The organism is Flectobacillus roseus (assembly GCF_030056595.1).
In the GTDB taxonomy this organism is placed as follows: domain Bacteria; phylum Bacteroidota; class Bacteroidia; order Cytophagales; family Spirosomataceae; genus Flectobacillus; species Flectobacillus roseus.
In genome coordinates this window covers 1-24,894 of the sequence record NZ_JASHIF010000024.1, presented here as the reverse complement: position 1 = coordinate 24,894, position 24,894 = coordinate 1, and the positions used below count along the sequence as shown (strand labels likewise).

Sequence of the window (24,894 nt, the reverse complement as noted above, 5' to 3'; positions counted from 1 at the left end):
ATGAAAAAATTTACGAAACAAATTAAGATTTTGTTGAAAATCATGCGCTTTTCTCTTTATCAAATTCTGTTAATTTTTTTATGTGCAACTTTTGCAGTGGCACATAAAAATCATGGGCAAGAATGTTTGAACCAAAGAATTGCTCTTCATTTGGAGAATAAACCCTTGGACATGGCTTTGCGACAAATTAAGAAGAATGCCTCAGTTAGTTTTATTTACAGCCCTCAATTGATTGGTTCAGAGCGTAATGTAACGATAGTAGCGCAAGGTGAGTCGATCAAGAATATTCTATTCAAGATCTTACCTCCTTTGGGAATTTCGTACGAAGTATCGGGTTCAACCATTATCCTTAGTAGGGTAGAGAAACAACTTTATTCTCCTTTGCTAGCCTTGAAAAACCCTATTCTTGAGGTGATGGTTGAAAAAACCATCACAGGATTGGTACTAGACGAAAAAAACCAACCGATGCCAGGCGTGAATATTTCAATTCGTGGAACCTCAAAGGGTGTATCTTCAGATGCAGATGGGAAATTTTCAATTCAGGTACCCAATAATAGCACTGTATTGGTGTTTTCGTTTGTGGGTTACCAATCGCAAGAAATTACGATTGGGAGTCGCTCAAAAGTTGAAGTTGTGATGCAGGTCAACAACCAAGCTCTTGACGAAGTTGTGGTGGTAGGTTATGGAGAACAGAAAAAAGAAAGCGTTGTAGGAGCAATTACTACCGTTAAAATGGCAGATATCAAATCTGCTGCTCCACGCTCATTGAATAATGCCTTGGCTGGTAAAGTGGCAGGGGTCATTGCTGTTCAACGAAGTGGCGAGCCTGGCTATGATGATGCCCAATTTTGGGTACGCGGTATCAGTACTTTTGGCGCTGGTGCTTCGCCACTGGTATTGGTAGATGGGGTAGAAAGACCTATTAATAACATAGAACCAGAAGAAATAGAGTCTTTTTCAGTCTTGAAAGATGCCTCAGCAACGGCAGTTTATGGTATTAGAGGTGCCAATGGGGTAATTTTGGTGACTACTCGTCGGGGCGTTAACGATAAACCATCGATTAGTTTCAAGTATGAGTCAGGATCGAATTCGCCAACAATGCTACCACAAATGGTAGATGGACCCACTTACTTGAATCTTTATAATGAGGCACAATTGGCATCCAATCCCAATTTTGTGACGCCGTACACCCCAGAAGTAATAGCTAAGTATGCCTCTGGCGCAGACCCATATTTGTATCCAAACGTGAATTGGATTGATTTGTTAGTGAAGAAAAATACGCCAACCAAACGTGCCAATTTGAATATTTCGGGTGGTTCGCCCAATGCTAAATATTTTGTGTCGGCCACCTATTATGATGAGGAGGGTATTTGGAAAGGTGACAATTTGAACAGATATAATACCAATGCAGGTTTGAAGCGCTACAACTTCAGAGCCAATACGGATGTTAAATTAGGAAAAACGACTGAATTAAAACTAGGCTTGGGCGGTATTTTGATTACTGCCAATTATCCTGGAGCATCGGCTGGTTCTATTTGGGGCGATGCACTTTTCAACACACCAGTGGGATATTCTCCAACATATCCTTATAACAACCCTGCGGGTTTTGTCTATGGTGGCGTGAATGGTATAACCAACCCCTATCAGTCACTGACGGGCAAGGGTTTTGCTACCGAATGGAGAAACAATATTCAGTCTGATTTGACGCTTAATCAAGATCTTTCGAGTATTACAGCAGGTTTGAAGGTTTCAGGAAAGTTCGCCTTTGATGGCTATAATTACCACTTTATTCAGCGCTATTGTTCTGCCGTAGACACTTATACTGCTCCAACCAGAGATGCCAACGGTAATTTATTACTGACTAAGCTGGTAAATGGAAATGCTGATTTAGGGTTCTCAAAATCTTCAGGTGGAAACAGACGTATATACATGCAGGCAAACTTGAACTATGACCGTACATTTGGACAACATTCTGTCAGTGGTCTGATTTTATACAATCAACAAGATTACCAAAATGCTGATGCTACTGATGCGATTAGTTCACTGCCATTTAGATTGCAAGGCGTGGTAGGTAGACTTTCATACAGTTTCAAGTCTAAGTACTTCTTTGAATTTAATGCTGGTTATAATGGCTCAGAAAACTTTGCTAAAGGGCATAGATTTGGATTTTTCCCCGCAGTGGCTGCTGGTTGGGTGGTTTCTCAAGAACCCTTTTTTAAAGATAATGATGCCCTTCAATACTTAAAATTGAGAGCCTCCTACGGGCTGAAAGGAAATGATCAAATTGGTGGTCGTCGTTTTGCTTACTTGACTACAGTTGGCGGAGGAAATGGAGGATACACCTTTGGTCAAGATGTAAACAATGGCTTTGGAGGGAGAGGAGAAGATCAGTGGGGCGCAGATTTGACATGGGAGCAGGAAGTAGAAGCGAATATAGGCATGGAAGTGCGTTTTCTGCGTGGTTTTTATCTACAGGCTGATATTTTCAAAAGAAACAGAACTGGAATTTTTATGCAAAGAAACTCTTTGCCAGCAATTCTCGGACTACAAAATAACCCTTGGGGAAACATTGGAGAGTTTGAAAATAAAGGTATTGATGCCAACATGGAATACAACAAAAAAATTGGCAAGCTTAATCTTGGGTTGAAGGCAAATGTAACCTTCGTAAAAAATACTTTGGTAAACGACGATGCTCCTGACTATAAATATATCTATCAAAACAGAAGAGGCAATCGCTACCAACAGCCATTCGGGTTAATCGCCGAAGGATTGTTTAAAAGTGAGGACGAAATTACGACTTCTCCTAAGCAAACTTTTGGACCAGTTAGAGTTGGAGATATCAAGTATAAAGATGTCAATGGTGATGGATTGATAGATTCTTATGATGAAGTAGCCATCGGAAATCCTCCAACGCCACAATTGGTTTACGGTTTCGGAACAACACTTGGTTTTAAAGGCTTTGATGTTTCGGCATTTTTTCAAGGAGCTGGTACTATGAGCTTTATGTTGGGTGGGGTAGGTTTCTATCCATTTGCTGAGGGAGGTTTGCGAGGAAATGTCAATATCAATGCACTTAGTAGATGGACAACTGAAAATCCTAGTCAAGATGTTGTTTTTCCTAGACTTTCATTTGGAACAAATTCAAATAACTTTCGCTCCTCAACATGGTGGCTCAGAGATGCAACCTATCTGCGTTTGAAAACTGTGGAAGTAGGCTATACGATACCTAAAAAACTAACTCAAAAATTAAAAGTGAATACCATGCGATTTTATGTTGCAGGTTTGAACTTACTCACATGGAGCGCCTTTGATTATTGGGATCCTGAATTGGGCAATGGTAGAGGCGCTGTGTATCCAATCCAGAAAAATATCACGATAGGGCTCAACATAAGTTTGTAATTCACTGTACAAAGAACTTTAGACGAACAGGCATTCTGTTATTCCTTGGTCAAATTTTATAAAAATATTACTATGAAAAGAATCACCATTTTTTTATTGTTCATAGCTGGTTCAATGAGTATTTCTTGCGAAGATTTTTTGGATAAGCAACCAGATGATATGCTGACCATCGACGCTGTATTTACAACTAGATTGGAAGTAGAGAAATACCTAGCCAATGTTTACAGCTATCTGCCAGACCCCGCTGAGCCATATGCAAACTATACACCGATTTCAGATGAAGGCGATTTTGTATGGACAACCATTGGCGCAAACTCAATTAACACTGGGAACTGGGGACCAACCTCCATACCTTACGACCGATATTCATATTACTACAAAGGTATACGAGCAGCAACTGTTTATATTAATTCTGTAGATAAATGTCTTGAATGTGAGGGTGTTACACCAGGTATAAATGTCAGGACTAGGGCTGAGGCAAGAGCTTTACGTGCTTATTACTATGCTATGTTGCTAAATCAGTACGGTCCAATCGTGTTATTACCCAATATTATTCCAGTAGATGCCTCAACTTCAGAGACTACTAAACCAAGAAATTCCTACGACGAGTGCGTAAAGTATATTGTTGATGAACTAGATTTAGCAGCAAAAGATTTACCAACAGTTACTGAAAATGTAATAGACTACGGTCGAGTTGATAAAAGAGCTGTTATGGCTATCAAAGCGCGAGTATTGTTATATGCAGCGAGTCCTCTTTATAACGGAAATAATCAAGATTATGCTGGTTTTAAAAATGCTGATGGTAAGGCGTTAATAACCAATAATTACGATGCTAATAAATGGAAACTTGCAGCAGATGCTGCTAAGGCAGTTATTGATTTGATGCCTAATGGTTTATACAAAAAAATGGATGCATCAGGCAAACTAGACCCGTATGTGTCCTACAGGGATGTATTCATCGACCGTTGGAACAGTGAAGTAATTTGGGGACGTTCTAGTGTCAATACAAATAAATGGACCATCCATGCCGCACCTCGTCAAATGAAAGGTTGGAACGGCTTAGGGGTAACTCAACAGATGGTGGATGCCTACCACATGGCCAACGGTAAACGGATTGATGAAGCTGGTTCAGGTTACGTTGAAACAGGTTTGTCGACAACTGATACCAAATATACAAAAGCTTTGGATTGGAATATGTATCTCAATCGAGAACCAAGATTTTATGTAAGTATTCTTTACAACCATGATACATGGGTGTTCACAGGGGCGTCAGGAACGCCAATACAGTTGTATGCGACTGGAGCTTCTGGGAAAAACGGTTCGCATGACCATACCGAAACGGGTTATTTATTAACCAAGTTTGTAAGTCCAAACAGTGATGTTCCCAACAATAGATATACAACACAATCGTGGGTATATTTTCGCTTAGCAGAAATGTACCTTAATTATGCCGAAGCACTCAATGAATATAGTCCCAATAGTGCGGATATCGCTAAATATGTTAACCTAGTGAGAGAAAGAGCTGGAATACCTGCCTTGCCGACGGGCTTATCACAAGCAGAGATGCGTGAGCGTATTCGTCACGAACGCCGTATAGAACTAGCATTTGAAGAACATCGCTTATTTGATGTACGCAGATGGAAAATTGCAGAGAGTACCCAAGGTGGACCAATGTATGGGATGAATGTAAGTAAAGGTACAAGTTTTACCGATACCGAATTTTACCAAAGAGCAGTATTCGAAACCCGTGTATTTGAGAAAAAACACTATTTCTGGCCAATTCCACAATCGGAAATAGACCGAAATAAGCAAATGGTTCAAAACCCAGGCTGGTAAAAAAAAGAGAAGCCCTCGATGGAAATAAATTCAACGAGGGCTTCTTTTTTTAACCTTTGCGCCTTTGTTGGAATTATTTCCAACAAACTTGCGTCAGCCACAAACAAATTTGTTATTGTTCGCGATACTATGCTAGATAGGAACAGTATTTTCTTACCTTTCAAAAAGTCATATAACTGGTAATTATTAAAATCTAATAAGTTTAGATCATGTCGCTCAAAGATACAAAATGGGCAAAAGCTTTATTGATAGAGTTTTTACTAATAGAAGCACCGAAAGCGACAATATTCATTTGATTGCGGTTTGAAGGGTTTATGGTTTAGTTTTCTCAAAAATACAATAGAAGTTTCTAAATGTTTTATCTTGATGAATACATTTCGCCCTTATTGTCTTTCCGCCTTTGTTGGAATTTTTTCCAACAAACCTGCGTCAGCAACAAATTAACGTGATACTGCTTTAGATATTTAGCTAGTTGCTAACTGATATTTACGTGGATTAATATATCTTAAGGTTGGAATTTTACCAAAATCAGAATCATTATCAGAGAGTAAAATCAGGTCATAACACATAGCTGTTGAGGCGATAGTTGCATCGGGTAGTTTTACCTTATACATTTTCCTAATCTTAATAGTCTGTTGCACAATTTCCTCCGATATCCAAAATTCTTGGCAAGCATCAATAAAAATATTAATTGATGCCAAAAGGTTTTGATTTTTTGGTGCGAAACTCAAAAGTTCTATTCTAGTAATTACAGAGATATATGCCTGTCCGTTGTCAAGCACATGATCAAGTAACATAAGTCCATGTTCCGAAAGAGTTTCCTCAAAATATTTAGATACAACATTTGTATCAATTAAATATCTCTTTCCCATTCGTTTCTGATGTTGTCAAAATGCTTGTGAATTTCTTCTTTGTCTTTATCATCAATATTTTTCCAAGTCCCTCGTAAACTTCCTTTTAATGTATGAGCAGGAACTAGGTTACTTTCCACAGTAGTTTGGTCATTGACTACCTCCTCAGTAAACATGACAAAGACCTTTACTTTGTGGGTAAATTTGGGCACTTCAGTCAGTATGATTTGCCCATTATCGTAAACTCCTTCTACGGCTGTAAGCATAATTGTTTCGTTTTAAGGTTACCCAAATATAACAGTTTTTCGCCATTGTTAAAGTTATCTATCACAAACTTGCGTCAGCAAAAACAACAACTTGATACTTAACTAGAAAACTCTAACTAGGGCAACATTATTTTTGAGAAAGTGCTTTTCTGACGTCTAAAGCTAATTGATGACTTGTATAAAATGGCGAAAACCCTTTTTTGAAACCTGTTACATGAGTCAGAAAAAAGCCATAAACACCATTGGTTTTATCAATCCAAGGATATGCGCCTGCCCACGAAGGACTGCTAAGAAGTGTGGCTTCTCCTTGAGTATTCACTTCTTCGCGCCATTCACCTATGCCATATATATCTGCTCCTTTTCGACCCCTTGCCCGCTCGACAAATTCCCCAGCCTGAACTTTCGCACGCTTTATTTGGTCTGACTGCATAAAAGTAATGGTCTTTTCAGATAAAATCCTTTTGCCTCTATACATCCCTTTGTTGAAAATCAAGGATAGAAAATTGGCATAGTCCTGAAGGGTAGAGCGAGCACCGCCGCCCAACATTGGTGCATGTCCACCAGATGAATCGACTGGAGTAAAGTGAGTATGAGTCATTTCAAGGGGGCGAGCAATTTTTTCTTGAAATAATTCTTCCCAGCTTTTACCAGAAGCTAATTCTGCTATTCTACCTGCAACTTGCATAGACAATCCTCCATACTTGAATTTTGTTCCTGATAATGTATCGGCAGGTAAAGGAAGAATGTTGTCAACAGAGCTTTTTAATTCCTGAGATATATCGACAGGGTTACCTTGGGGTTGATAATCAGGATAGCCAGCAGTATGTGATAGAAGTTGCGCTAAAGTCGCCTTACCTTTGGTATCCTCAAATTCGGGAAGCCATTTTTTTACAGGATCGTCCCAGTGGAGGATACCCTCATCTACCAAAACTCCAATGGTAGCTGCTGCCAACCATTTGCCAGCTGAGGCAATGAAAACAACTTTATTTTTGTCATAATTTCCAAAATAGGCTTGGTAAATCTTTTCATTTTTTTGAAAAACAACGATTGAAGCGCCATCATAATGACCACTATCTACCCAAGTTTGAATTTTTTGTTGAATAGACACAAAGCGCTTGGGTGTTTTCTGAGCAAAAGCTGACCAAAAACACCCACACAAGCAAAGAATAATAAGGAGTTGTTTCATAGAGTGTCTTATTTTTCAATCCAAAAACTTTGTTCGACTGGTTCAGCAGATTGTACTTTTCCAATAATGCCATATTGCCAAGCTACAACGGTTACTTTAAGAGGCATCTTTGATTTTGGTGGAATTTTGGTGAAAACTAATCGCTGATTTTTGATGAATGCAGGACCTTCTTTTACATAAAAATATATGGGAAGTCCTGCATTTGAGGTAGCTCTTAATGCAATAGAACGCACATTCTTTTGGGAGTTTGGAATAGCTTCAAAAGAAATTTCTTGTGTGATACCTTGCGTATTGCGCAAAGGAAACTTTAGTTCAAATTGCTGAACAACAGATTTATAGATCTCATCGCCCTCATTATGCGCCAATAGCCAAATAGCATTACTCCGTTTTTTGTTGTTAAACCCCATACGGTAAAAACTAATTTGAAAAGTACTATTATCCAGTTTTTTAACAGGACCACAAATACGGTCTATCATAATCGGTGTTTTGGCGTGATTAATAACCTCCTTAGTTTTGGAAGTATCACTAAAAAAAGCTTTGAAACGAAAACTAATACCATCAGACAAAGGCTTGAAAATAGGTTGATATTGAGCATGATTTTTGGATGGAACAAGTATTTTCCCTTCCTGAACCAATCCTAAATATTGCATTTTTTTGCTACGAGCTTTTGCATAAAATGCCTCTGTTGCTAGGGCATGTTCTTTGTCAAAACACCAAGATGCCGTATATTTATTTCCTGTAAATTGCGAATAGGGGCGAGCTGGAGAAATAGGTAAGGAGTCTTTTCGCCAACGGTCAATCAACCAGCCATTTTGAGGATATACAGGTCGTAAGACTTCACCGTTTTTTTTCGAAAGTCTGTATTTAACGGCTTTTTCAATAAATAATCCTACATAATCGACCATGGATTGATTATAGTCAAAATGACCGTGTCCAGCATCAGCAAAGAAAGTAATCGGTGTTTTGGGGTGTTTGGAAACATATTGAAAACCTGGTTCGAGTCGTTTTTCCCACCATTCATATTCGCCCATAATAAATAGGCTTGGTACACCTTCAATCGTTCTATTTCCCCAGTCTGGATTAGCTCTGCCATAGCCTGTCAGGTTGGTTTGGGGTGTATCTCCATGAACAGAAATGATTGCCAAAGTTCTGGCAGGATTCCAAGCACCAAAATTCCAAGGGTAAGTCGCCATGGCGGAGTGTCCGAGCGGAATTATTGGAGCTTTGGATAATTCGGTATATCCCGAAACTGTTGCAAGTGCATCCATCATGGTTTGGAAATGCTTCGGGGCATCTTTATGAAAATCGAAAGGAAATTCTAAAACGGGTGTAACCCAAACTTCGGCAAGACCTAGCTCGGTAAGCTTTTTCCTAAAGTTTTCGTTTTCTAACATGCCTTCTTCTATCATATTGTGCATTCCGAGGACCACGCCTTTTACTTCCTTACAATTCTCAGGAATCCACAGAAATGCTTGCGGATGGGCGTTGGTTTCCTCGCTAATGAGCCCCTCCACTGGAGCTGACCATTGCCAGACTTGTGCGTACGTATGTGAGAAAATACCCAGCAATAGGAGGGTAAAAATGATGTTCAACTTCTTCATAAAAGTATTTTTAGCCAAGAAAATTTAGTCATGAATCATATCCCAATACACGACATAGCGTTCTCGGTGAATATCGTAAAGTGGTTGCAAAATAATGCCTTCTGTCTTTGTTTTGAAGGTTAATGTCTCATTGGAAAGCTTCTCTATTGTAGATGTCAAGCTTTGTGGATTGAGGTGTAAACTTGTGATCATATCCGAAGGAACATGGTATTGATATTTGTAATAGTCGTTGTACACACTTGCATCTGAATAGGGGGCTGGACTGTTCATCTGAGCGGTACCCATTTTGCCTGCTAGCACAATGGGACCATACATAATGGCAACTTTGTTGGGATTATCATTGGTGGGTTTTAGGCTAAGTTCCATCGGAAATTCCACTTCGATGATATCATTGGTTTTCCATTTCTGAAACAATGAGATGTACTCTCCTGCAAGATTATTGAGTTTTTGAACCTTTCCATTCAACTTCACAATCACACTTTTTGCCCAAGATGGATAACGAATTTTGATTCCCAAAGGCTGTGAAGGTGCTGCTGTAACGGTAAACTTCATTTGTCCATTTTGTGGGAAAATGGTCTCTTGTTTTAGGCTAAAATTTTGTTCTTTCCAATTTAGTTCAGAAGCAATAAATAAGTTGACAAATATCGAATTGGCATCATGATAGTAAATACCTTCGCTATACTTCGCATGATTTTCAAAGCCAGTTCCCACACAACACCAAAAGGAATTTTCGGGCGTACTATACACCTTATGCGCCCCTGCCAACATCGGGAGAAAATACGCCACCATGCCCGTAGCGGGGTCTTGCTGACCAAGGATATGATTGAATAAGGCTTTTTCGTAATAGTCGGCATATTTGACATCACCCGAATGCGTGTATAAATGGCGTGTTAACTTGAGCATATTATACACATTACAGGTTTCGCCAGTGTAGCCCGAAAGGTGCTTGGAAAGTTCGTCGGGCTTAAAAAAATGTTCTTTGTCGCTGTTGCTTCCTGTGGCAAAAGAGTGATGATTGATGACGGTATTCCAGAAAAATGCTGCTATGGTATCAGCATCGCCTTTTCCTTCAATTTCATAATTGCGAGCGAGTCCCAACAGTTTAGGAATAAAGGTGTTGGCATGTTTGGGGTCAAGTACATCTTTTCCCTCCTTTATTGGGTCGATGGTTTCGTTATGATAAAAGAACTCCGCTAGCCATTGATATTCTTTTTTCCCCGTAATAGCATACAAATTATAGAAAGACTCGTTAATACCCCCAAACTCGTTGCGAAGCATGATACGACGTTGTTCAGGCGAGATTGGTTGGAGCTTTTTGTACGCCCACAAGCCCATCTTTTCTGCTATTGCTAGCGCTTGTTTATTGTCACAATACAAATATTGGTCAATTAATCCTGCATAGATTTTGTGTAAAGTGTACCAAGGTGCCCACACACTTTTTCCAGCCAAATTTCGATTGATTAATTCTTGTGGAAAAGCACTCAAATAGCCCTCTTGATTCAAGGTGGTTTGCACTTCTGCTAGTCCTTTTATCAAAGAATCTGCTTTAATTTTGTAATAATCATCACCCGTTTGAGCGTACATCAATGCCAAGCCAGACAACAAATGTCCAGTGGTATGACCTCTCAAATCACAGTCGAGCGATTCCCATCCACCGTATTTCTTCATGGCGAAATATCCTCCTTCATTGGCTGAATAAATGCCCGCATTATTTCTGAAACTATGGAGTAATCGTTTGGTATCCAGTTGCTTAATCCATGCTTGTTCGCGGAGCATATTTTCTTTGAAACGACCATCTAACAAACGAATTTGATGCAAATCGAAAGCCTGAATGTGCGAAAATAATTGGTCGTGCAAGACAAACTTATCTTGGTGCTGACCGGGGTAGTGAGATTGAGCCTCAATGGAATATGAAAAAAGTAACACTATTCCAAGAATGAAAAATCCTTTTCTGAACATAGTTAAAAGGTTTGTTTTCAGAAAAGATGAGTCGACGACCTATTTGATACCCTTTTTTTCTTAGAAATTATCTTTCAAACGGCCTTATGTTCTAAATTTTTGGGTTTGAAAAATGTGATAAATACTATTTTTTACCAGATAATAAATATAATAAACCTAATTTGCTAGTTTGCGAGAATATTCCCACTTTCAGGTCGAACAATAACACACAAAATTTATGTCAACTGAATCAAAAATTAAAGCACGCCAAGCCCTTAATATTGCACCAGACAATAAGGTGATTTTTAGTTTTGATGGGGGAGGAATTCGAGGCATTTTTACCATTCAGCTTTTAAAAAAAATAGAAGAAATCGTAGGTGCACCTATCTATGAATGGGTAGATATGGTGGCAGGAACATCTACTGGAGCAATTATCGCAAGTTTGATTGCGAATCAAAAATCCGCAACCGAAATAGAAGCCCTCTATGAAGATTTAGCGACAAAGATCTTTAAAGATCGAGCGTTTGGTAATCGTTACACAAATCCTCCTCAATTCGATAAAATCAATTACAGGGCTATTTGTAAAGATATTTTTGGTAATAAATCATTGAAAAATCTAGGCGAATCATCAGGAATAGATTTATTTTTCACCGCCAAAGATATGGTTGCTGGCGAAGAAACGTTTTTTACTTTTTTTAATAAAAATGAAAGCTCCAAAATTGTGGATACCTATCAAGATGCCCTGATGCGTGCTGTGGTGGAGGCTACGATGTCGGCGCCAACGTATTTTCAACCTTTTGAACGCTTTATCGATGGAGGTACTACCGTGTACAATAATCCTGTGATGGCGGCGCTTATGGAGGCATTTCATTATAACGGAAAAGACAAATATAGTTCCGACAACACAACCGTTTTTAGTTTTGGTACAGCAAGCTTGTTTCGGTTTGTACCTCTCGAAGAAATAGCCGAGCCCAAAGGACTTGATGTATTATTTTGGTTGGATTATGTCATGGATGAATCGAGCAAAGATGCTAGTGAAATGCAGGTGAATTTTCTTAGAAGTACACTCATGAAAGGACTCGATTTTCGAAGATTTCAACTTTCTTTGGATCGAGAGTCTATAAAGAAATTACCTAATAAATCGCTCAGAAAATTAGACAATATCGATGCTAATTCTCTACATCAACTTAGTAACAAAGAATTAGCGAAAATCAATATGGCAGATGTGAACATGTTACCTTTAATGAAGGTATTAGGGGAAGCCGTGGCAGATTTTGTACAGGAAAGAAATGGTTTTCAATCAGACCTGAAAGGGGAGAATAAGTTAGTGACTGGCATGGATAGCGATTATCGAGAAAAACTCAAAAAGCATCTTCAAAAAGCAAGTTGGATAGATAAATTACCGACAGCTTGATGACGATTTTTACATCACTGGTCAGTGTCCCACTGACCAACAGGCGGCAGCAAAAAAAGAAGTATCATAAAGATAATAAAAGAAGTCTACTGTACTGCCACGAGTTGTCGAGTGGGATACTCGCCACAAATAGAGAAAACGTTATATCCAATTTTAAAAGACCTAAAACATGGGCAATTTTTTAGCACTTTCATCAATAATTGGTAGGACAAAAAACGAAGTAATAACCAGTTTGACAAATTATGCCATTTCTGTTAATGGTGGGCTTCAAGAAGAAAGTCACATTGACTCATCTACTGACAACTGTTGCATCATCGACGAAGAGAATGGAAACGTCAGTATTTTCTATCCAAATGGCTTTGTAGAATGGGATGACAGTTCGGCTTATTTGTCACGAGAATTAAATGCGACAGTATTCTCATTTCATATTCACGATGGAGATTTTTGGATGTATGTTTTGTATAATAATGGACAAATAATTGACCAGTTCAATCCAATTCCAGACTATTGGGATGAAAACATTTCAGACGAAGAAATCGAAAGTTGGAAAGGCGATGCCAATATTCTTGCTCAATATTTAAAGAATGTAACACCAAGCGACATTGACAAATATTTAGTTAAGTGGGATTTAGAAGAAGAAGAAACTGAAAAAGCATATTCTACGGACGAATATGCACAGGAAGAATGGCAACTAATAGACTTTATGAATAGATTAAGTTTGCCATATCCACTTGATTTCGACGGTAATCCCAAAGGTCTAACTTTTAAGCTTTGGACAAAGCAACTTAAGCTTGTAACTGTAAAGAAAAAAAGCAGTACGACAGAAATCAAGAATGAAAAACCTTGGTGGAAGTTTTGGTAGCTTTGCGGCTTGATGTACCATAAACTTCTTCAAATATAGATACTTACCAATAAGAAAACACAGAGATTAAAATTGAAAGAATTACAAAATATTTTGCCAATAGAACTTGAAGAAGCGTTTTCATCACCCGAATTTGAGAATGATGGCGGACTGGAAATATGCTCTGTTAAGTACTTAGAAAATGAACTTCTTTTAAATTTTTCGTTTTATTCAGACGAACAAGATGAACGTCGAAAACAGTATTGGCAACTTGTTGTAAACGGCTATATAGAAAGTAAAATTGGTGATTTCGGCAGCTTTATGAGTTTTTATTCTGAACATATCTTACTTGCTGAATTTCAAGATATAGAAACTGAATTATACTTTAAAAGAAAAGGGTATTATCCAGAATTGTTACAGACAAGCATTTTCGGTATATCTATCGAAGAAAATAGTCTCACAGATGAAGGACAATTAATTGATAATTATGATAAAGCCCTTGAAATCCAGAAGGAGATTCAAGAACTTATCAACTCTACCAAGACATATATCCAGCTTGAATATGCTCCTGCAGATGACGAAGAAGAGTTTGACAGTGATATTAAACATTGGCAAATAATGAACGAATCCAAACGATAGCCATAAGTACATTATGAAAAAATACACTCATTTCTACACTTTACTTTTATGGACACTTTCATATTTCAAAGGGTTTTCTAGTTCACAATTACCAGACCTACTGATTTATAAAGGAGATACTATTCCAATTTATGCAAATCCTCTCGAACAACTTTATGCGAAAAGCAGCTCACGCCCCAACTTTTTGGGAAGTAAGCATCAATGTACTTCAACTAGCTGCTGGCGAGGTTATTATGCTGAATGGGAGATTATTAACAACGAAATTTATTTAACAGGCATTTTTAGTTGTTGCGATGAGCATCGTGAAACTAAAGCAGACTTGAAAGATTTGTTTGGCGAGAAGTGTGTTAACGGCAAAGTAAAAGCAGTTTGGGTTACTGACACTTTTATTTCGCCACAAGGAAAATTGTTACATTACGTTCACATGGGTTATGGTTCTATATACGAAAAGGAATTAGAGTTTCAATTTAAAGAGGGAAAACTTTTGGGCATTAAATCTTATGACAACTCAAAATCTAGAACTTCCTTTTACAGAGCAAATCAAAAGGCATTAATGAAGTTCATTGATAGAAAAATCAATTGGAGCATTTTACCAAAAATTAAGGGAGAAATAAGAGTATTTGTGCAGTTTTCGGCAAATATCCATGGATTGATAGACCGCGCAGAGGTTATTCGAGGATATAACAAAGACTTCGATAAAGAAGCCATTAGAGTAGTCAAATCAATTCCCCAGTGGGATATTTTATATAGTCATGGTAAATTCATTCGTATGAATTATATATTGCCAGTTATATTTAACACCGAAAAGAAAGGGAATTATCGAGTTAAAAAAATTAAGAATTCCCTATATTATCACAGATCCTATAAAGCCATCCGATGAGAAAGCTAAGAGAACTAACCTTTTGGTTGTCGATTTTTACCGCGTTGACATCATGCAAAAATGATAAAAGTAGTAATGAGTTTAAATTTCCGCCATTAACTGATACATTGAAACTTGCGGAACACTATTATTCTCCAGCAGTGATGACGACACCACAAACATACATTGAAGCGGTTTGGAAGTTTGGTGAAAATATCGAGGTAAATGATACCACAACTAGAGAAAATGTTTTTATAGATGACTTTAACGGTAGCGATACTTTATTCAAGTCTTTAAGAGAACATGATGGATTGAAATTATTGGTAGACAATACAAAATTAGTTTCGGTCAACCTTTATCAATGGGCGTTTCCACCGTTCCTTTTTGAAGACATTCCAGACGATGAAAGACCCAAATCCAAAAATCAAATAATAATTGATAGCCTTGTTTATCAGGCAAAATTAAAAACTTGGAAGGATCATCAAACGATGGTCAAAGGCTATCCCGTTTACATCGTTAACCCAACTAATAAAACAATTAGAGTGGAGGAACAAGATGGAAGGTTAATGATTATACAAGAAGCAAAAGATAAAAATGGCAATTGGAAACCGATTGAGTTTTGGCAATTTAGTAGTTGTGGAAATAGTTATGGAGGAATAGCGGTAAAACCTAATTCATATATTTTTACAAAAATCATAGCTTACAGAGGAGAGTTTGAAACGACCTTACGCTTAAAAATGCTCAATGATACCATTGTATATTACTCTGAACCGTTTAAAGGCAGTATCAATTTAACCCAGCTGGACACAGCATTAATTAAACAAAATGTTAGTCCGAAAAACTTTTTAGTGAACAAACATGGCAATCCCACTAAGAATTGAATAGAAAGTTGAATAGAATTTTTAACAACACTTACTCTATAATTGAGTCAAGTAAATGACATAGTATTGCAAATACCGAAGTCAATACCGAACAATTAAATCAAAATTACCTTAGACCGACATATTTATTGAGGAGTTAAGATTATCATAGAGTATAGAACGACGCCGAAGAACGGTTCAGAGCACAATCAAATCAAATAATTTCTAAATATTTTAAAAAATACTAAAAACTAGAAGTATTCAGTAATACCTCTATAAGTCGACTGTTCTATAGATATGTATATTGACTTACTCATGACAAGTGTCAAATAATAACATTTAATAAAGAATATTGTAGGTAAATTCTTGTATTTGTGTCTTTTTAGTTTTACCTTCAAAAGGTTTTAAAAATTAAAAAATCTACAATAAAAAAACTTCTACTTAAGTACACCAAAATAAGGATGTTTGGTGTATGTTTATTACTGTCACTCACTCTATATCCTAAGATTGCTAGTGCCACTGGATGGGAGTCTACATTTAGAGGATCTTTTACCTGTACAGCAACTGGGGGAGCTTATACAATGGAAATCCAAGAGTTCTGGTTATTTGGCATTAAATGGTCTGAAAGGGTCATATACCGTGATGGAAATAACAGAGTTCTTGAATATGATCCTTGTCAAGAGGATCAGTCTGGACCGCAAGGTTGATATGATACTTTTATGAGTTTTACTAATTAGTCTTTTGATTTCCAAAAGACTAATTTTATTTATTACATTATGAAATATTATCTAATAATAATCTTTTTTATCATTACAAACATTGTATTCGCTCAGAATACGAAATTAATTATTATCGATAGGGGAACAAACTTACCAATTGCCCTTGCTTCAATTTACACACAAAGAGGTGTCGGATCTTATTCTAGTGAAGATGGATCTGCTGTGTTAAATATTAATACCAATGACACTTTATATATAAAGCATTTAAGTTATAATGAGGTTATACTCACTTATGAGGATATTAAACATTTAGCTAACAATACTATTTACTTGAGCCCAAAAATTATTGAGTTGCAACAAGTAGTAGTTAAACCCCAAAAGCTTAAGAAAATATCTTTAGGCTATTATAACGAAAATACGCTTTCCAATAAAGCCACTCCAGGGGGTATATCAGATTTTGAAATATTTACCAATCATATAAAAAATACAACAGGTGGCGTTGGTCTTCTGAACAAATTACACTTTGACCTACACGTAGACCTTACTGAAAAAAGTAATTCTAGTGTTCGAATTAGGGTATTTTCTGTAGGAAAGGATGGTTTGCCTGATCAAGATATGTTGACCAAAGAAATTATTAAGAAGGTTGACAGATTTACTCCTAATATTCATATTGATGTATCTGAGTTCAAAATTCCATTTCCCCCAGAAGGCGTTTTTATTGGTCTGGAGTTTTTCTGTACATTTAGAAGTGTCACTGCTCGTAGGGAGAATCATTTAAAGATTATTACTAATTGTCCGCATGTCCCAGTCAGCAAAGTTTCTAATGCTGACGAAGTTGGACATAGTTACAATTGGACCTTACACAATAAAAAATTTGAATGGTTTTGCCGCAGTGATGGAAGTGTATACAGAGGCCTTAAAGGGAATGTATATAAATTTGGAGCTGATGTTTTAATTAATTAATCAGAGACAATCAGTTTACGGCTTTATATAACTTATATAAATAATAAGCTGGGAGCGTACTCGCTATTAGCTTCTCATTACAGTAATCAATTTGTTCTGTTCCTATATGTAGCCACCAGATTCAAATAGAACTTCCGATTTAAATCATCAATTAATGGAAAGACCTAGATAACCTCCCTCGCTAGTGCTGGCTTCCAAGCCAGCACTCACTCAATCTAAGGATTCCGATCTCCGATCCTATTGGCAATTATAATAGTTCCCTAGTCACAATTGAAAATTTTGCACAAGATGGAAATCAATTTTTATTTCTCTATATTTGAATTGTACTACAGCTATATAGCTAAGCCTCATCTATTGCCAACAAAATAAATTCGACACTATGAACTCTCAAGAGACTCTACAAAATCACATAAATTCACTGCAACAGCGACCAGACTACGCTGAGAATATGGCCTTAAAACATATCGTGGGTATACTGATGGAGGTGAAATCACAGGCTAATCTGCACCACCGAGAAAGCCTTTTTAGCCGAATGGGGACACTTTAATTTTATTTCATAATTTTAACTACAAATACAAATGAGATGTATATTTGAATGATTCTGTTCGGTATTCCCAATATCCTATCATTCTGCGTACACATCATTTAACTACAACTCTATGAAAACTATAGCAATTACACTAGTGACACTATTTCTTTCACTGACTTCGTCATTCGGGCAAACCTCAAAAGATAGTTTGTTGGTCTTTATTGGAGAAAAAATAGAAGTGAAATACATACCTGAAAAGTCTTCTTCTGATACGACAATTCTGGGAAAAGACACAGTTATAACAGTTGGATTAAAACTTGATAACCGATATCGCGCCAAATACAAAATATTACAAGTAATTAATGGTTCGTTCAGACAAGATACGATTACATTTACTGCATACGACCATTATGGTGAACCTGCATTTTCCAAGTTCAAGACAGTTCTTCTTTTTGTTTCTCCTCACAAAGGCGAGCTATATCATGAGAAATACCAATATTTTGATTTGTATTTGACGGCTGATAATAAATGGGCAAGTCCGTATTCGCGTAGATACACTAACGATTATTACAAAGACAAGGTTACTATTAGACCTGAGAAAATTTCGTTTAAAGAAGAAGTTTCGTCTCCAATTAGTCATTTATCAGAAGACGAACGCAAAACGTTGTTTCCTAAACCATATTTTGACATAAAAAATGGAAACGCAATCGCTATTTATGGCAACTATGTAGATGATCTAGTCAAACTCAAAAAACAGACAAATTGAAATAAAATGATATAGTTGGAAGTCGTGGTTATCTGAGTGTTTAACCGTGCTGTAGCGAGTTGTCGAGGCGGTCTTATATATACCTATGAACAAACAGCTTACAGGTAGCTTCGATAATATACGTATATTGACTTTAGTTAAGAAAATGCTTGGCATGATTCATAGTTTCGTTTATATTCCATATTGGTTTTATAGACGCAATAAGTTTTAATTATATTGCACTTATATAATCGTTGGTGGTAATTCTATAAAAACATCGCATGGATAATAAAGAACAACTTTTTGACAGACTTAAAGCAAACGGACTTGATAAGTATTTTGACAAGTTAGAGCCAATAGTTCGCAACACAATCAGGCTTTATTTGACTTCATGCAGTGATGATGAAATTCCTGTTGGACAGTCGAAAATTGGTGGACAGCCAGATTTGCCTGCAAGTTTTTCGTGGTTTACCGAAACTAAAACAATAATCTCAAAAAAACTTTGGATTTTCGGAAAAGAAACTGAACAGACGATTACTAAATCCCTTTCATTTATTGCTCAAATTAACCTATCAGAAATATCACAGTTTGACAGCGAAAATCTTTTACCCAAAAGTGGCATACTATATTTTTTCTATACAGAAGCGCAAGATGCTTGGGGATTTGACACCAAAGACCAAAATAAGTTCAAAATAATATACTTTGATGAGGATTTGACAACTTTGAAGCGGTTTGATTTTCCAGTGGATTTAGAAAATTCAAGGTTTAAACCCTGTTCAATAGAGGCAAAACAAGAAATTAGTCTACCATCATATGGTTATGGATTGGATGAAGAAATGAGTTTTACAGACGATGAAGCTGATATTTACTATGATAAAATATACGAAGACGGAAACATAAATAAACTTCTCGGTTATTCAGACAATATTCAAGGTGAAATGGAATTGGAATGTGAGCTTGTAACGAATGGACTTTATTGTGGCGACCCATCAGGCTACGATGACCCAAGAGCAAAAAAACTTGAACCAAATGCTAAGAATTGGCGACTTCTTTTGCAAATTGACAGTAACGATGAGAATGAAATGATGTGGGGCGACTGTGGACGACTTTATTTTTGGATAAAAAAAGAGGACTTGATAAATAAGCAATTTGACAGAGCTTGGATTAGTCTTCAATGCAGTTAGACTGGATAGTGACTAAAAAGAACGACTGCAAACATGGGTTTGTGGAAAGTGGGGCTTGACGGAATAAACCTCAACTTTGGGAATTTTTTCACACCTTTGTTTCGGCTGACGGAAGTCTTTTGATACTGTTAAGTAGTTCATAATCATTAATTTATATCGGATTTCGTTCGGGCGAAGGTGTTTCAAATTCCCCACCTGACCACAAGCCCTGGTCGTCACCATCAATGTAAAGAAGGACAACTTAATGAAAAAAATAACCTATATAAATCAGGGAGACTTATTGATATTTAAAGCAGCTGATGACAAGTATAAAGTTTTGCTTTGTACGAGTACATCTAAAGAGAAAAGTCCACAGAACTTTTCTTTTGCTGCTTTAACTTACGACAATGAAGATAAACCGACAGTTGAAGACATTTTGCGTAGTGACTTTTGGGGAATTGGAAATACAAAAAATGACTATTTTAAATATTCCGACATCGAACTAAATCAAATGTGGAATATACACCCTGAGACAAAACCATACTTTTTAGGTTCGTATAGACTAATTATTTGGAGAAAAGACTTTATGAAATTTAGAGACAATTTTGAAATTATTGGTAATCTTAAAATAGTTGACAATCTTGACAATAATGGTAATGGTGGAATGAATGCAAGTGATTGGAATTTAATAAAAGACTTCTTCACCACCAAAATAAATTCTGTATTGCCTGAAAGAGGACAGAAAACGTTTAAGTTAAAGGCAATTATTAAAGAGTGACTAGTGAGAATGAGTAAAGCAAATTCTGGTAATACGGGTAACTGTTGCAGTGATATTAAAGTGGTATGGGTACCAGTTCATCCACAAAACCACACCTATCTAAGCCACAAAACAAATACTCAGAATGGACACAGATATACGCCAAAAGGAAATTTCTTTTGCGATGAGTACCAAGGAAATTTGATACAACTTGGCAACCTGAATTTTAAGCTTTTCGGTACTTTACATCAATAGCTTTTCTGGTGTTAGATTAGTCAGTGTCTTACAGACTAACTAGCGAAAGAGAATATTTGTGGTGATGTACTTAAAGAGTTTATATTGATTGGCAAAGAATAAAAATAGATATAAGCAATTCCTAGAGTCCAAGCCTCAAAAACGAAGGAGGAAAATAAAGGAGTCGAGCTCAGCGCACTCAAAAATTAATTTTACAGCAAAACAAAATAATACATTATGGGACTTGACATAGGTCTTAAACTAAATAAAGAAATTGCGTCAGATAAACTACGCAATCAATTTTACAAATGGAGTACAGAAAATACCTCAGACGACATTTATTGTCTTAGTAGAGGCTATTGTAATTTAGTGATGAGCAAACATTATGCTGACAGTGAACCATTAATTACTGAATTGAACAAAGTTTTAGAAGCAGATTGTAGCTTTATTCAAGAACCCAAGGTAAATCATTGTGAAGAAGATGACGAAACAAAGTTCCAATTTGGTTGGATAAGTTCAACTCAATTCTTGGACAACTTGAAATATGTAAAAAGCCTAATTCAAAATAAATCGGACTTTTCAAGCAGAATGAATTTGAACGATGAGTGGAAATACTATTTCGGTGGACAGGACGAAGATTGTTTCTCTCAGGATATTGACAACCTAATCGAAGTCATTGAGATTGGCAATTTGCAAGGAGTAACTAAAATTTGTTATTCAGTTGGTTGACCAGCTATTTCCATTAACTCATAAAATATCATTCCTACAGAGCACATTATTTTATTCAAAACGGTCAGGCAAACCGCCCCATAAATAAGCTATCGAATGATTCACTTAGAAAAGAGAATCATTCGATAGCTTTTAACATACACAAATAAATAGATTGATTATGAAGGTAAAGTATTGATAACTAAAGATTATACCCGTGATTCACAATTCACCATTAAAGCTTACTCAACCCGTTTTACCTCAATCAATCTTACTGGACCAACTAAACCAGATGGTTTGGGTGACCATTTTGAGGCGTCAAAAAGACCTTCCGCATTACGGTTTTCTGACCGTTTGGCTGCCATGTTGATATTATAATACTTTTTCCAAGGCATTCCATTTTTGTCCATCCAAGCCATACGATTGGCCATCAAATTCGACACTTGTATTTCCAACGTATTTTGGTTGTGTAACAAATCATTAGGGATTGTTACCGTAAAACTTGGTCCGACTAAGGTCGCAATTGCGTTACCATTTAATATTACTCGTGCACTTTCGTGTACTTCTCCCAAATCCAAAATCCAGTGTTGCGCATTGCCTGTTGGTTTGGCAAAAGTAGTATTGTAACTGGCTGTTCCCGAAAAACGATTCAATGCCTCGTCCGACCAAGTAGTCCAAGAGCTTAAATTAGTAATAGTTCTGGTAGCAGGAAGTTCGGGACCACCTTCTACAAAACTGACTTGCCAATTCCCCTTGAGTTCCTGAGTATTTTCAGACGGTTTGAAAAATGGATATTCTTTTCCTTTGAGAAGGCTTGGCGAAACTTTTACGATGAGTGATTCATTAGGTTGGAGCGAGATAAATACCGAGGTTTCCGAGCCTGTATTTTGTACTTTTTCAATACCTGATTCGCCAGTCATAGGGTTGAAAATAGCCACACTCATTCCTTTTCTTTGTAGATTTACCCATCCTGAAAAACCAGTTGCGTTCTTATTCCAAATGAAATAGACTGATTCAGTACCCATTTTTTTACGAATAAAAGACAAACCCTGTTGTGATAAGGTTTCCTCTTTAACACCATTGAAAGCCAAAAGTTTTTCAAAGGATTTTCCTACACTGATTTGTCCTAAGCCTACTTTGGCGCTTTGAATTGACTCGTTGGATGGTTGTAAGTGAATACTATTTTTGATTTGTGAAAAAGCCTTTTGTTTTTCCTCCAGATTTCCCCAACCAGCTACCGATTCGGGTAGTGCGTCGATAAACAAAACTTTGGCGCCTGCTTTTGCCAAGGCGTTCAATTTTTGCATAGTTGCCAAAGGTATGTAAGTGCATTTTGGCACCAGAATTACCTTATAGTTTGCATTTGTCGACTGAATTTTCCCACCAGCAGCGTTGAGTTTTTGTAGTTGACTATCAGAGATAAAATCGTAGGTATAGCCTTTTTCAAGCAATTCGTCCGCCAAATGTGAGAGTTCTGGTAAGCCTAATTCTTTGCCCAAACCATCATAATGACGCAAGAGCGATTTGCTTGGTTTTGACCAACTATCTGAAATTGGAAAATAAAAAAGTACATCATTGTCGGCAGTAGATTTTTGTAAAAACGACTGCACACGAGTCACATATTGGTTGATAGAGGCGAAATCTTTCCACCAAGGATTGGCAGGTGTAAACTCTGTAGCTGCATAAAACAATCTGCCTGGCCAAGGTTCATTTTCAGGAGAATAGGCTGTTCCATGATAAAAAATATGGTTGATACCACCCAAAAACATCAAGTCAATTGCCTTTTTGACATCTGCTAAATTCGAAACAAAATGCTCGTTGAGCCAAGTAGCAGTTTCTGAGGCAACGAGTTTTTTACCTGTCAAGTTAGCGGCTGAACTCGCAAATTTGAGTCTTGGCACTTCCATTCCTTCTGCTTCAGGAATGTCGGCTGCTATGTACAAATCCAAAATATTGGCAGGTGCACCATGGCTTTGGTTACGGATAATCTTCTTGTTTTTATGTGACCAAGAACTCCATACACCCATGTACTTTTCCAAGATTAAGTCAGAGATCGTTTCTCGATAATCACAGAGAATACGAGCATTTTTTTCTGGGGTATCTTTTCCGAAAAGTGCTGGTAGAAAATTCCTTAAATCATAGCCTCTACGTTTTTGAAATTCATTAAACATATCAGGTGTCCAATCGCTTTCACCTTTGGCATCGTCGACCTCATAAGAATCGTTGAAATAGCCACGTAGATGGCTAATATTGGCGTTTTTGAAAGCTTTGTCAAAATATGTAAGATAGTTTTGAATAGCTTTGGTCGAAAAATGGTCAATCACTTCGCCCTCGCCACCAGGACCAGCACGCTCGACTTGTTTGCCATGCAATCCCATAAATAAAGCCAACAACTTCCACTCACCTTTAGGGGCAGTCCAGTTCAAATGCCCATTTTTATCAACTTTATCGGTCAAATTCAAAATTTCATTTTTATCAGAATAAGCCATCAAAACCTGTAAAGGAATTGGGTGCTCAAAGCGGATTTGCTCAACAAAATCTTTCTGTAAATTAGGATTGAGATAATAAGGTTCTTTCAGGTCTTTGAGATTGAGAGACTTATTTCCTGCCTGAAGCAAAGGTTTTTGGATATATGTGACCGATTCAGACAAAGTTTGTCCTTCTTTCAAAGTCCAAGATTTTTCAGCAACGTATTTACAAGCATCATCAAGACTTACCCAAGGCCCACCAAAAGGCCAGCCTGAGGCATTAGCTAAATCGATACCCATTCCCAATCGCTTACTTTCAGAAAGAGTATGTTCAAACACCTTTACCCAATCAGGCGAAAGGTAATTGATGAACTCCTTTTCTTGATTTTGGACGCCATATATAACGGTGACTTCAGTACCACCAAGTCCTATTTGTTTGTATTTTTCTAAAGCAGCTGTTAATCCTTTGGGTGTAACTTGACTACCATTCCACCACCAGCGTGTCCAAGGTTTTGTTTCAGTAGAAATAGCAGGCCATTGAGTTTGGGCGTGGCTCATGATGCCAAGCCCCAGAAGAGGTAAGATAAGTGTTTTTTTAAGCATAAGTTTTTTAATTTATAAATCAGGTTTTGTACGGACAAGCAGTATATATACTAGAAAATACATAAACCATTTGACACCGTTAAACTAAAAGCATAAGCATAGGTATTTCTAATGAAAGGAGTGAAGGATAAAAGCTGTAAAGAAAATGAGTTTGAGTGATGTTATAGAAATAATTGTAGTTAGTGAAGAAATTAGATACTCTACCCTACTAAAAAATGGGACAAATTAGGTAAAAAGAAAGGGAAGCAAGAGTTTTGTAGTTACCAAGCTCCAAAACATCCCACTTCCCATGAACCAACGGCTCGAAAGCGAAAT

The 24,894-nt window shown here is 37.1% G+C and carries 19 protein-coding genes; 13 read left to right on the top strand and 6 right to left on the bottom strand.

Translation table 11 applies throughout. From position 1 onward, the window contains the following. A complete protein-coding gene (locus QM524_RS22140; RefSeq protein ID WP_283346274.1) occupies positions 1-3,399 on the top strand; it encodes a TonB-dependent receptor in 3,399 nt (1,132 codons plus the stop codon). 72 nt (positions 3,400-3,471) lie between these two features. Continuing rightward, positions 3,472-5,235 carry a RagB/SusD family nutrient uptake outer membrane protein gene (locus tag QM524_RS22135; RefSeq protein ID WP_283346273.1) on the top strand — a complete coding sequence of 588 codons (1,764 nt, stop codon included), beginning with the start codon at positions 3,472-3,474 and terminating at the stop codon, positions 5,233-5,235. A 464-nt stretch (positions 5,236-5,699) separates the two neighbouring features. Here QM524_RS22135 and QM524_RS22130 read toward each other — a convergent pair whose 3' ends face one another. From QM524_RS22130 to QM524_RS22110, 5 genes are all read right to left on the bottom strand, one after another. Beyond that, entirely contained in the window at positions 5,700-6,107 is a 408-nt protein-coding gene (locus tag QM524_RS22130) for a type II toxin-antitoxin system VapC family toxin (protein ID WP_283346272.1), read from the bottom strand. Then, positions 6,089-6,352, bottom strand: a complete 264-nt coding sequence (locus QM524_RS22125) for a hypothetical protein (protein ID WP_283346271.1) — start codon at positions 6,350-6,352, stop codon at positions 6,089-6,091. The genes QM524_RS22130 and QM524_RS22125 overlap by 19 nt, the downstream gene beginning before the upstream one ends. A gap of 127 nt (positions 6,353-6,479) precedes the next feature. Next, positions 6,480-7,538 (bottom strand): serine hydrolase domain-containing protein, encoded by a 1,059-nt coding sequence (locus QM524_RS22120; RefSeq protein ID WP_283346270.1) that lies wholly within the window; start codon positions 7,536-7,538, stop codon positions 6,480-6,482. 8 nt (positions 7,539-7,546) lie between these two features. Further along, positions 7,547-9,139: a hypothetical protein gene (locus QM524_RS22115; protein WP_283346269.1), complete on the bottom strand. Its 1,593-nt coding sequence runs from the start codon at positions 9,137-9,139 to the stop codon at positions 7,547-7,549. Positions 9,140-9,163: 24 nt separating this feature from the next. Next, positions 9,164-11,098 (bottom strand): glycoside hydrolase family 127 protein, encoded by a 1,935-nt coding sequence (locus tag QM524_RS22110; RefSeq protein ID WP_283346268.1) that lies wholly within the window; start codon positions 11,096-11,098, stop codon positions 9,164-9,166. Between the two features lie 217 nt (positions 11,099-11,315). Here QM524_RS22110 and QM524_RS22105 point away from each other — a divergent pair, with 217 nt between their 5' ends. The 11 genes from QM524_RS22105 (at position 11,316) to QM524_RS22055 (ending at position 21,529) form a co-directional block, all read left to right on the top strand. Further along, positions 11,316-12,491 (top strand): patatin-like phospholipase family protein, encoded by a 1,176-nt coding sequence (locus QM524_RS22105; protein ID WP_283346267.1) that lies wholly within the window; start codon positions 11,316-11,318, stop codon positions 12,489-12,491. 169 nt (positions 12,492-12,660) lie between these two features. Next, positions 12,661-13,353, top strand: a complete 693-nt coding sequence (locus tag QM524_RS22100) for a hypothetical protein (protein ID WP_283346266.1) — start codon at positions 12,661-12,663, stop codon at positions 13,351-13,353. 72 nt (positions 13,354-13,425) lie between these two features. Beyond that, positions 13,426-13,971 (top strand): hypothetical protein, encoded by a 546-nt coding sequence (locus tag QM524_RS22095; protein ID WP_283346265.1) that lies wholly within the window; start codon positions 13,426-13,428, stop codon positions 13,969-13,971. Positions 13,972-13,984: 13 nt separating this feature from the next. Next, positions 13,985-14,851 (top strand): hypothetical protein, encoded by an 867-nt coding sequence (locus QM524_RS22090; RefSeq protein WP_283346264.1) that lies wholly within the window; start codon positions 13,985-13,987, stop codon positions 14,849-14,851. Next, a complete protein-coding gene (locus QM524_RS22085) occupies positions 14,848-15,711 on the top strand; it encodes a hypothetical protein (RefSeq protein ID WP_283346263.1) in 864 nt (287 codons plus the stop codon). Before QM524_RS22090 ends, QM524_RS22085 begins: the two co-directional genes overlap by 4 nt. 755 nt (positions 15,712-16,466) lie before the next feature. Beyond that, the gene (locus QM524_RS22080) at positions 16,467-17,372 is read left to right on the top strand and encodes a peptidase associated/transthyretin-like domain-containing protein (RefSeq protein ID WP_283346262.1); all 906 of its coding nucleotides are present in this window, start codon (positions 16,467-16,469) and stop codon (positions 17,370-17,372) included. Between the two features lie 659 nt (positions 17,373-18,031). Then, entirely contained in the window at positions 18,032-18,667 is a 636-nt protein-coding gene (locus tag QM524_RS22075; protein ID WP_283346261.1) for a hypothetical protein, read from the top strand. 260 nt (positions 18,668-18,927) lie between these two features. Further along, positions 18,928-19,830, top strand: coding sequence for a YwqG family protein (locus QM524_RS22070; protein ID WP_283346260.1), 903 nt, complete (start codon positions 18,928-18,930; stop codon positions 19,828-19,830). Positions 19,831-20,074: 244 nt separating this feature from the next. After that, entirely contained in the window at positions 20,075-20,587 is a 513-nt protein-coding gene (locus QM524_RS22065; RefSeq protein WP_283346259.1) for a hypothetical protein, read from the top strand. 9 nt (positions 20,588-20,596) lie between these two features. Further along, positions 20,597-20,821, top strand: coding sequence for a hypothetical protein (locus QM524_RS22060; RefSeq protein WP_283346258.1), 225 nt, complete (start codon positions 20,597-20,599; stop codon positions 20,819-20,821). 216 nt (positions 20,822-21,037) lie between these two features. Beyond that, a complete protein-coding gene (locus tag QM524_RS22055) occupies positions 21,038-21,529 on the top strand; it encodes a hypothetical protein (protein WP_283346257.1) in 492 nt (163 codons plus the stop codon). A 221-nt stretch (positions 21,530-21,750) separates the two neighbouring features. Here QM524_RS22055 and QM524_RS22050 read toward each other — a convergent pair whose 3' ends face one another. Continuing rightward, complete coding sequence (locus QM524_RS22050) at positions 21,751-24,579, bottom strand: glycosyl hydrolase (RefSeq protein WP_283346256.1); 2,829 nt, start codon at positions 24,577-24,579, stop codon at positions 21,751-21,753. Positions 24,580-24,894: the final 315 nt, after the last annotated feature.